This is a genomic window from Apibacter sp. (assembly GCF_025291155.1).
Classification (GTDB): Bacteria; Bacteroidota; Bacteroidia; order Flavobacteriales; family Weeksellaceae; genus Apibacter.
This window is the reverse complement of the sequence record NZ_JAMBJZ010000073.1, coordinates 1-10,814: the sequence shown is the minus strand read 5'-3', so window position 1 is coordinate 10,814 and position 10,814 is coordinate 1. Positions and strand designations below refer to the sequence as shown.

At 31.2% G+C, this 10,814-nt stretch carries 8 protein-coding genes and 1 pseudogene; 6 read left to right on the top strand and 3 right to left on the bottom strand.

Annotation, left to right across the window (positions count from 1 at the left end):
• Positions 1-1,079: tyrosine-protein phosphatase (locus M3Z80_RS07540; protein WP_293918932.1), on the top strand; the 1,079-nt coding region annotated here is incomplete at its 5' end.
• Between the two features lie 124 nt (positions 1,080-1,203).
• On the opposite strand, the gene M3Z80_RS07535 is transcribed toward M3Z80_RS07540, so the two are convergent.
• Entirely contained in the window at positions 1,204-3,201 is a 1,998-nt protein-coding gene (locus M3Z80_RS07535) for a heavy metal translocating P-type ATPase (RefSeq protein WP_293918931.1), read from the bottom strand.
• A gap of 335 nt (positions 3,202-3,536) precedes the next feature.
• Here M3Z80_RS07535 and M3Z80_RS07530 point away from each other — a divergent pair, with 335 nt between their 5' ends.
• On the top strand, positions 3,537-3,974 hold the full coding sequence (locus tag M3Z80_RS07530; RefSeq protein WP_293918930.1) for a hotdog fold thioesterase: 438 nt from the start codon (positions 3,537-3,539) through the stop codon (positions 3,972-3,974).
• Entirely contained in the window at positions 3,974-4,978 is a 1,005-nt protein-coding gene (locus M3Z80_RS07525) for an isochorismate synthase (RefSeq protein WP_293918929.1), read from the top strand. The genes M3Z80_RS07530 and M3Z80_RS07525 overlap by 1 nt, the downstream gene beginning before the upstream one ends.
• A 19-nt stretch (positions 4,979-4,997) precedes the next feature.
• On the opposite strand, the gene M3Z80_RS07520 is transcribed toward M3Z80_RS07525, so the two are convergent.
• Both M3Z80_RS07520 and M3Z80_RS07515 read right to left on the bottom strand, forming a co-directional pair.
• Positions 4,998-6,251, bottom strand: coding sequence for a DUF763 domain-containing protein (locus M3Z80_RS07520; RefSeq protein ID WP_293918928.1), 1,254 nt, complete (start codon positions 6,249-6,251; stop codon positions 4,998-5,000).
• A gap of 82 nt (positions 6,252-6,333) precedes the next feature.
• Positions 6,334-6,999, bottom strand: coding sequence for a metal-dependent transcriptional regulator (locus M3Z80_RS07515; RefSeq protein ID WP_293918927.1), 666 nt, complete (start codon positions 6,997-6,999; stop codon positions 6,334-6,336).
• A gap of 126 nt (positions 7,000-7,125) precedes the next feature.
• On the opposite strand from M3Z80_RS07515, the gene M3Z80_RS07510 reads away from it, so the two are divergent.
• The 3 genes and pseudogenes from M3Z80_RS07510 to M3Z80_RS07500 form a co-directional block, all read left to right on the top strand.
• Complete coding sequence (locus M3Z80_RS07510) at positions 7,126-9,165, top strand: TonB-dependent receptor plug domain-containing protein (protein ID WP_293918926.1); 2,040 nt, start codon at positions 7,126-7,128, stop codon at positions 9,163-9,165.
• A gap of 122 nt (positions 9,166-9,287) precedes the next feature.
• Positions 9,288-9,887, top strand: a complete 600-nt coding sequence (locus tag M3Z80_RS07505) for a WbqC family protein (protein ID WP_293918925.1) — start codon at positions 9,288-9,290, stop codon at positions 9,885-9,887.
• 13 nt (positions 9,888-9,900) lie between these two features.
• Positions 9,901-10,814: pseudogene (locus M3Z80_RS07500) on the top strand (peptidase S8); the annotation flags it as partial.

The following is a 10,814-nucleotide window of genomic DNA, read 5'->3' as shown; positions in this document are numbered from 1 at the left end:
ATAGATTATTTTTAATGATTTTTATGGCAATAAATTTGTGGTATTTTAAGTTTTCATTAACTACACAAATTAATATGATTATAAAAGATATGACCATAAAAAAAGAAAATAAATATAATAATCAAACAAAAATTCTTAAAAATTGCAAAATAATCCGAGATAAACATACTAAATCAGCCTATTTAAGTATAAATATTTCAGGAGAATGGAATTTATATGCAGGTGATACCATAGAAACTATCAATATTAAAAAACCTATTGCTCAAGGTAAAGATTACGGAACCTATCCCCTATATGTACTTCCCTCAAAAAGAAGTTATTTTAAATTAGAGACCGCATTAGGTTCAGTCATATTTGCTGAAACTCATCTTCCAATGGAAGGCGGTTATAATTTTAGAGACCTGGGAGGATTGGAATCTAAAAATGGTAAACATATAAAATGGGGGAAATTATTCAGAACCGACGACCTCTATAATCTAACAAATGCAGATTTAACTTATTTATCCAGCATACCGATATCCACCATTATAGATTTCAGGTGTAAAGATGAATATAGTATACTACCCGACAGAATTCCTGAGCAGGTTAAAAATCATTATTACATAAGCATTGAGCCCGGACGTTTAAAGGCTTATGCAAAAAGTAAACAAACCAGTAAAGAAAATGTTATCGATGCTATGAAGCATTTGTATAAGTTATTGGTAACTGAAGATGAATATATTAATGCTTACGAAAAATTCTTTACACATTTGCAAGACCATGAACAATTGCCTATTCTCTTTCATTGTTCGGCAGGTAAAGATCGAACTGGATTAGCTACGGCTCTACTTCTTTATGCTCTTGATATTCCTAAAGAAACAATTATAGAAGACTATTTAGTTTCGAACATATATCTTGCGGATAAATATCAACCCTTAATTGAAGAAAATCCTTCTAATGAATTTCTATATACCGTTATACCGGAATATTTAGAAAATGCTTTGAGCGAAATTGAAAAAAATTACGGTACGATTACTAATTTCTTAATTAAGAAAATAAATGCAGATATAGATAAGCTTAGAGAAATGTTTTTATATTAAAAGAGTTAGAAATACTAATTACAATAACCATTTGTATTTAAATCTGACGAACATATACCAGAATACTTTTAAATAGTTCAAATTATATAAATTGATTAACAATTTATATAATTTGAACTATTTTCTAATTTGATAAGTTTGTTTTTTGTAAACGAACAGCGTTTAATATAGCCAATAATGCTACGCCCACATCTGCAAAAACTGCTTCTAATAAATGAATATCTCCAAAAACTCCTAAGATCATTACTATAATTTTTATACCAAAAGCTAATATTACATTTTGCCATACCACATGTTTAGTTGCTCTTCCTATTTTAACAGCTATAGGAATTTTAGAAGTTTTATCATCTTGTATAATCACATCCGCTACCTCTATAGTTGCGTCACTACCCAGACCGCCCATAGCTATTCCCACATCACTTAATGCAATAACAGGAGCATTGTTAAAACCATCTCCTACAAAAGCTACTTTACCTTTACTAGCAGCCTTTATTTCTTTCATCTTAGAAACTTTATCCTCTGGAAGCAAATCACCATACGCTCGATCAATACCTACTTCTTTTGCTACCTTTTGAACAATTGAATTTTTATCACCACTAAGAATGGTGGTATCAATACCTAAAGTATGAATATTTTTAATATCCTTCGAAGCTCCGGGCTTCAATTGATCTGCTATTTCCAAATAACCGGCAAATACCTTGTTGACTGCTACCAAAACAACAGTATTGACAACCTCCTTTATTTCAGCCCCATAGGAAATATTATAGGCATCCATTAATTTAAAATTACCTACCAAAATATCCTTACCTTCGATTTCAACTTTAATTCCTTTGCCCGGAATATCTTCCATAGATGTTATTTGAGAAATATCCGGTTTTACCCCAACATATTCAAGTACAGCTGCAGCTATGGGATGGTTACTGTGAGATTCAGCTAAATTTATCCATTGTAAAAGTTGAGTTTGATCAAATCCCGGTTCTATATGCATCCTCTCTACTGAAAAATTTCCCTGAGTTAATGTCCCGGTCTTATCAAACACAACCTGCTTAATTTCCGCCAAAATATCTAAAAAATTAGATCCTTTTACCAATATTCCGTTTCTCGATGCTAATCCAATTCCTCCGAAATAACCTAAGGGTATTGAAATAACCAAAGCACAAGGACAGGAAATAACTAAAAAGATAAGTGAGCGATATAACCAAGTTTCATAATCATAGTTTTTGGTAAAAAAATAAGGAAGCACAAATACCATTAAGGATATAAAAAAAACAACAGGTGTATAAATTTTAGCAAACTTCCTAATAAACAATTCCGTTTTTGCTTTTTGACCTGTCGCATTTTGTACTAAATCCAATATTTTAGATAACTTGCTATCGAAATAAGGAGTTGTAACTTTGATTTGTGAAGAAGAAGTCAAATTTATCATTCCCGCTAAAATAACATCTCCTTTTTCTTTAACTTGTGGAGCACTCTCTCCGGTTAGTGCAGACGTATTAAAAGTCGATGACGAAGAAAGTAATTCACCATCTAACGCTACTTTTTCTCCAGGTTTTAATTGAATAATTTCGCCTACGTGTACTTCCGTTGCTTTAACAACTTTGGTATTATTATTTTCTATCACTGTTGCTACATCAGGCCTTTGATCCAATAAGGAATTTATATTCCTTTTTGCTTTAGCCACTGCTAAAGATTGGAAATTTTCTCCTATTGAATAAAATAACATGACCGCTACAGCTTCCGGATATTCACCAATATAAAATGCGCCTACTGAAGCTAAAAACATTAAAGATAATTCATTAAAAAAATCCTTATGTTTAAATTCCTCTAGCATTTCTTTGCACACAGGATACCCCACAGGAAGGTATGCTACTATATACCATCCAAGCCTGAACCAAGATTTAAAAAAAGAAAAATGCAATGAATCAAAAATAAGAGCAGTAATTAAGAAAACAGCACAAATAATCGCGGGTAAAAATAATTGGTAAATATTTGTATCGTAATTGATATCATGGTCGTGATTATGGTCGTGATTATGTTCATGGTTATTTTCTCCGTGCCCATGAGAACTTTTATTATTCTTATCATCTGAATGACAAGCACAACTAGGCTTATTGGTAGTCATAATTATCTTTTTTAGATTATACTACAAAAATAATTTCTCTTATTTGCAATCTGATTGCAAAGTAATATTTATAAATGATAAAAATAAAATATTATTCATATAATTTTATTTGAATAAATTTTATTTTGATGTTATATTAGCAACTAATAAATGATTTTTTTCTTATATCTATTTATATAATGCCTGTTACCCAAAGATCATTACACGGGAAATAAATTTACACTTTCAAAGAGAACCTATGTTAATAAAATCTAAAATTAGATTCTTTTAATTTATATATTACCCTAAACTATATCTATAATTTTTAAATTTGCAGAAATCAAAATCATTCGAAAATGAATAAAGAAGAAATTTTATTTCAATTAAATGCATCTTCTTCTGATACCTTAATGCAAACATTAGGTATCGTTTATACAGATTTTACAGGAGACACTCTTACCGCTGAAATGGACGTAACTTCTACAGTACATCAACCTATGAGGTTTTTACATGGAGGAGCTTCTTTAGCTATGGCTGAAACCGTAGGTTCTTTTTTATCGATAACTACCGTAAATATTTCGGAATACCATGTTTTTGGTACCCAAGTTAACGGATACCATCTAAAATCTGTAAAAAATGGTAAATTAACTGCAACTGCAAAATTTATTAATAAAGGTAAAACCTCACATATAGTTGAAATTTCCATCTATTGTACTGATGAGAATGGAAATACTTTTAAAAACTGTCATGTAACAATGACTAACCGAATTGTTCCAAAAAATAATTTTGCGTAATGTTATTTGAAATGGTAATTAATTGCATTGAAAAGAATATTCCTTTTGCCTTTATACGATTACCCAATAATAAACATATATATTTTATTAAAGAGGATAATAAAGGAATACGCAGCTATTCCTTTGTATCTTTTGATACTACAAAAAAATATTCTTTTCAATTTACTGAATTTATAGAATTAAAAGACCTTAGGATTAATAATAAATATGTACTGCCTTTAACTAGAAAAGAAAATACAAAAGTTATTTCTGAGAACAATTATTTAAAACTGCTTCGAAAAACAATTAATTATATTGAAAACAAACAGACGGAAAAAATAGTTATTTCTAGGGAAAAATGGATTGATAAAGATTCTATAGACCCAATTAATTCCTTTTCATATTTATGTGAAAAGTATCCCAATTCTTTTTGTCATTTAAGTTATTGGAATGAAAAAGAAATATGGTTGGGTGCCACTCCTGAGGTTTTAGGATCTTATGAAAATTCTCAATTTACTACCATGGCATTAGCTGGTACCCTGCCCGATAATAATTCTGCTCAATGGGAACAAAAAGAAATTAACGAACAAAAATATGTGACAGATTACATTTATGAAAAAATAAAAAAATATGTTCCCGGCCTTTCATTAAAAGGTCCTGAAACATTGCATTTGGGACATGTAAAACATTTAATAACTTACTTATCTGTACACTTAAAAAATACTACTCAATTATCTGAATTAATTCATTCCTTACATCCTACTCCAGCAGTTTGTGGAATTCCATTGGAGAGTAGTAGGAATTACATTTTAAAAAATGAAGGATACAATCGTGATTTTTATGCCGGCTATATAGGTTTGGAAACCCCTGATTTCGACAAGTATTTTGTAAATTTGCGCTGTGCAAGGCTTTATAATAACGGGGCTTTACTTTTTGTGGGAGGAGGGATAACCGCCCAAAGCAATCCTCAAAAAGAATGGACTGAAACAGAATTAAAAGCTAAATTTATTGGTGAAAGTCTATAAACAAATATAAATTATTTTATTAAAATAAACTTAATTGGTTTATATCAATTTTATTTGTTTTAGATTTCGTTTCTTTTTTAATATTTTTTGTAATACTTGCCCCATTTTCAACGGCATCTCCATAGATGGTTTTGCCACCGTATTTCCAGGAATTATTCCTTTCATTTTCAATCCATTCCTCAAAATTATTATTAGGAATAAAATCTTTTTCTATCTCCATAGAAACTTTAGATAGATTTTTCAGTACTTGTAATTTATCATTTTCACCCAATTTAGATTGATTAATAGCCTTGTTGAATATTTCTATAGTTTCATCATATATTTTCGTAGGAACCGGAAAAGGATGACCATCTTTTCCTCCATGTGCAAAAGAAAATCGTGCCGGGTCAGAAAATCTTGAAGGAGTACCATGTATAACTTCGCTAACCAATGTCAAAGATTGCAAAGTTCTCGGCCCCACTCCTTGCAAGAGTAATAGAGATTCAACATCCTTTACTTCTGTTTCATGAGCAAGTACTAAAGCTGCTCCGAGTCTTTTCAAATTAATATCGCTTGCACAAACTTCATGATGATTGGGCATAATTAAATTAATTTCTTTCATGACCTTATCCGGATTTTCTTTAGTTAATCCTATAATGCCCTGCTTAGTCGCTTGTGCTTGTTGATCGGTTAAATTTAAAATTTCTCCTTTATTTTTTCCGTAAATAAACGAATGAGGAGTTTCTGTAAAGGATTTCACGGAGGACGACAACCAATGGTATCTTCTTGCCATCCTTTCATTACTATTCATTCCTTGTTGAATGACGGCCCAATCCCCTTCATCGGTAACAATAAAAGAATGTAAATATAGCTGGAAACCGTCTTGTACGGCACAATTATCAACCTTAGCCACCAACTTGCTTTTCTTAACAAGATCGTTACCATCTAATCCTGTTTTATTTGCGATTTGTAACAATTCTATAGGAGTATTACTAGATGATTTTCCTCTTCCTCCACAAACATAAATCCCTAGTTCAAGGGATCTTTGATTGATTGCTTTCTTTAGAGCATTCATTACTGATGTTGTTATCCCCGAAGAATGCCAATCCATTCCTAATACGCAACCTAGAGATTGAAACCAAAATGGATCACTAATTTTTTGCAACAACATCTTCTTACCGTATTCTTGAACAATTGCCTCTACAATTGCACCTCCTAATAAACTCATCCTTTTAGCTAACCAGGCAGGTACTGTACCGTAATGTAAAGGCAAATCTGCATATCCCTTCTTCATAGAATAAAGATAGTGAAAAATAATTATTTCCCTGAAAATAGTTTATATCTAAAAATTGTGGTACAATTAAATAAATTAATTTTTAACTGGAACACATTTTAACTAAGAGTTTTTCTGCAATAATATTACTTAAAACTTCTTCCCTATTTTGTCCAACAACAGATATGGTAATGCTTCCGTCAAATTCTTCAATCGACTTAATTTTAAATTTAATACCTAAATTAAAATTTTTAGAATTCAAATACTTTAAAAAATCTTTTGAACTATGGATAATAGCCGACAATTCTACCGTGTCTCCAATATTATATTCGCTTAGCTTTTTAAAGCTTACCCATTCTATATTTCCTTCCTTATCCGGTATAGGTGAACCATGAGGATCAAATTTAGGATAATCTAAAAGTTCGTCCATTTTATTAAAAAACTTTTCGGAATGTATATGCTCTACTTGTTCGGCAATTTCATGAACATCTTCCCAGCTAAATCCCATTTTCTCTACCAAATACATTTCTGTTAATCGGTGTTTTCTCAAAATAAGTGCAGCCTCTTTTTTTCCTTTTTCTGTAAGCCTAATCGGTTTATAGCTCTGATAATATACCAATCCTTTAGTATAAAATTTTTTCATCATGCTATTCACGGTAGGCATTTTTATCTCTAAGGATTGACTTAATGCCAAAGTAGATACCTCTCCCTCTTCATCAGACAGGTTATATAAAGCCTTTAGATAATTTTCTTCGATAGATGAAAACATATACAAATATATTAAAATATTCATTTCTTGAAATTAAATAATCTAATTGCTAAAAATATAATAGTAAAATAAATTTGTTAGACTAGTCTAATTTTTTATATTTGCTGATCTAAAAAATTAAATATTATGAAAAGAGGTTTAACTATATTGCTTATATTATCCATAGGATCTTTATATTCTCAAGGGGTTAAAGACTCACTTAATAACAATAAAGAAAAAACAGTTGGAGAAGTAGTAATTACTGGAACAATGAAAGAGGTGAGAAAATCTGACAGTCCTGTTCCAGTTGAAATTATTACGCCAAAATTATTTCAAAAAAACCCTACTCCTAGCCTTTTTGATGCTGTCGGAATGGTTAACGGGGTTAAGCCTCAAATCAATTGTAGTGTATGTAATACGGGAGATATCCATATAAATGGTATGGAAGGACCTTATACCATGATTTTAATTGATGGTATGCCAATAGTAAGCGGTCTATCTACAGTATATGGTCTCAGCGGGATACCGAATAGTCTAGTAGAAAGAATAGAAATTGTTAAAGGTCCGGCTTCTTCTTTATACGGATCCGAAGCAATGGGAGGTATTATAAATGTAATTACTAAAAATCCTCAAAGAGCGCCCAAATTTGCAGCAGATATTTTCAGTACTAGCTGGGGAGAACTTAGTACCGATTTATCATTAAAATTCAATGCCGGTAAAAAAATAACTAGCTTATTAGGAGTAAATCATTTTTATTACGATAACCCTATTGATGACAATCACGATGGTTTTACCGATTTAACGGTGCAAAATAGAATTTCGGTATTTAATAAATGGAATTTCAAAAGAGATCAAAACAGAGTAGCCAGTATAGGTTTACGCTGGGTTAATGAAGATCGATGGGGAGGCGAAATGAATTGGAGCAAAAAATACCGTGGTAGTGATGAGGTATATGGAGAAAGCATCTATACCAAGCGAGCAGAAGTAATCGGATTATACCAATTACCTTTCGAGGAAAAGATATATACACAATTTTCTTACAATTGGCACGATCAAAATTCATGGTATGGAGATACTCCTTACATGGCCACCCAACAAGTTGGATTTATTCAAAGCTACTGGGACAAGTCCATAAAAAATCATAATATCTTAATGGGAGCCTCTTTTCGATATACTTATTATGATGACAATACACCTGCTACCGCTTCTGCAGACGGTTTAAAAAATAAACCTTCAAAAACCCCACTACCTGGAGTATTTTTACAGGATGAATGGAAAATTAACGAGATGAATAAGTTGTTGTTGGGATATAGATACGACAATGACAAGCATCACGGAAATGTTCATTCTCCAAGAGTTGCTTACAAATTTTCTCCTAACTCAACGAATACTTTGAGAGCCAGTTTCGGTACAGGGTTTAGAGTGGTAAATATATTTACAGAAGATCACTCCGCTCTGACCGGAGCCAGAGAGGTTATTATTTTAAATTCTTTAAAACCGGAAAGATCGTATAATGGGAATTTAAATTATGTTAAAAAAATAATGTCAACAGATTTAAATTTAAATCTCGATATTACCGGATTTTATTCATATTTTACTAATAAAATAATTGGTGATTTTGATACCGATCCTACTAAAATTATCTACGATAATTTAGATGGTCATGCGGTGTCCCAAGGAATTTCTCTAAATACAGAATGGTCTTTCCTAGCTCCAATTAAAATTATGGCTGGAGTAACTTATATGGATGTTTACACTAAGGAAAAAGATAATGACGGTAGTTATATAAGAACTGATCAATTATATGCCCCTAAATGGTCCGGTACATTTGTTATGACCTATACTTTTCCTAAAAAAATTGCTTTGGATTTTTCTGGTCAATGGAATGGAAAAATGCGATTGCCTATTGAGCCAAACGATTTCAGAAGTGAATATTCTCCTTGGTATTGTATCGCAAATATTCAATTATCTAAAAAGTTCGATAACGGTATTGAAATTTACGGAGGAATAAAAAATTTATTCAATTTTACTCCTAAAAATCCTATCATGCGTCCATTTGATCCTTTTAATAAAGACGTGAATAATCCAGTAACCAATCCTAATGGTTACACTTTTGACACATCCTACAATTATGCATCATTACAAAAAATGCGAGGATTTTTAGGGGTTAGATATAATTTTTTCTAGTTATTTTAATGATTTTAAAAAAGATAAACTTTACATAAAAAGATTGCACCTATAATTAAGTGAAATAATAAGAAGATCATATTTATTTTTATGGTAAATTAGCGCTTTTATAAAAGATAACTATGATACTTTTACCTTGTTTCTATTTTCCACCGATCTCGTATTTCGAGATTTGGACAAAATCAGATAAGAGACATTTAGAACAATGGGAAAATTTTCCAAAACAAACCTATCGAAATCGTTGTCTCATACAAGGAGCAAACGGTAAGCTGCCTTTGATTATTCCTATAGAACATTCGGGAGCCAGAATCATGAAAGATATTAAAATATCTTATACTTCATCATGGCAAAAATTACATATAAAATCTTTGCAATCTGCCTACCAAAGTTCTCCATATTTTGAATACTATGAAGATAAATTAGTCACTTTATTGGAAAAAAAAGAGACTTTTTTATTGGATTTAAATGTAAAAACATTGGAATGGGCCTTTTCTATTTTAAAAATAGACGATACTTATATCCGTACCAATGAATATGTAGAATTTCCTGAATGTACAGATGCCCGCGAGGCATTCAATGCAAAAAAAGAAAGTTCTTATTATAATAAAAAATATATTCAAGTATTTTCAGACCGTTTCGAATTTATGAATGATCTTTCGATCATTGATCTTATTTGCAATCTTGGCCCGAAATCTGCTAATTATCTTACTAATGTCGAATAAAAATAACAATTAAATGAAGATAAAACTATTAAGCTTAAGCATCGCTTTTACTTTAATTACTGCTACAGCATTTTCACAAGATACTAATCAGGCAGTCGATTCGATTGCTTTAAAGAATTGGTATCATCAAAGCTATGAGAAAACCGGTATCTATGGCGTTGGAACCAATGATGCCATCAATTTTTTAAAATCTAAAGGTTTAAAGCCCTCCCCTATTATTGTTGGAGTTATCGATAGTGGAGTTCAAATCGATCATCCCGATTTAAAAAACAATATATGGGTTAACTCTAAAGAGATTGCCAATAACGGTAAAGATGATGACGGTAATGGATATACTGATGATATACACGGATGGGATTTTATTGGTGGAAAAGATGGAAAAGACGTTGATCATGATACCATGGAATCAACTCGTATTGTTTCCTTATACGAAAAATTATTTGGAAAAGATTACTTTGAAGTTGATGATATTTATGAAAAGAACAGAAAAAAATTTCCGAATGAATTCAGAGAATATTTAAGAGCAGTAAGTGTTTATGAAAAAGAATTAAAAGAGGCTAAAATGTCATTATCCCAAATCGATGAGCAAAAAGAGATGATTAGACAAATGACTGATATATTGCAAAAAGCGTTGGGCGATAAACCTATGACTATTGAAAATATTAATGCAGCAGAATTTACAATACCTCAATATAAAACAGCTTTTCTTCAGATGCTCGAAAATAATAGCGATCTTGAAGGAAAAAATGCTACACAAATTAAGATGCTAGCCGACAGTGAAATGGGGGAAGCTGTACAATACTATTCAGGAAAAGTAGATTACATGCTAAATAAAAATTATGACCCTCGAAGTATTGTTGGTGATAATTATGCTGATATTAAAGAAAAATACTACGGCAATAATGAAGTAGAAGGCCCTGATGCTTT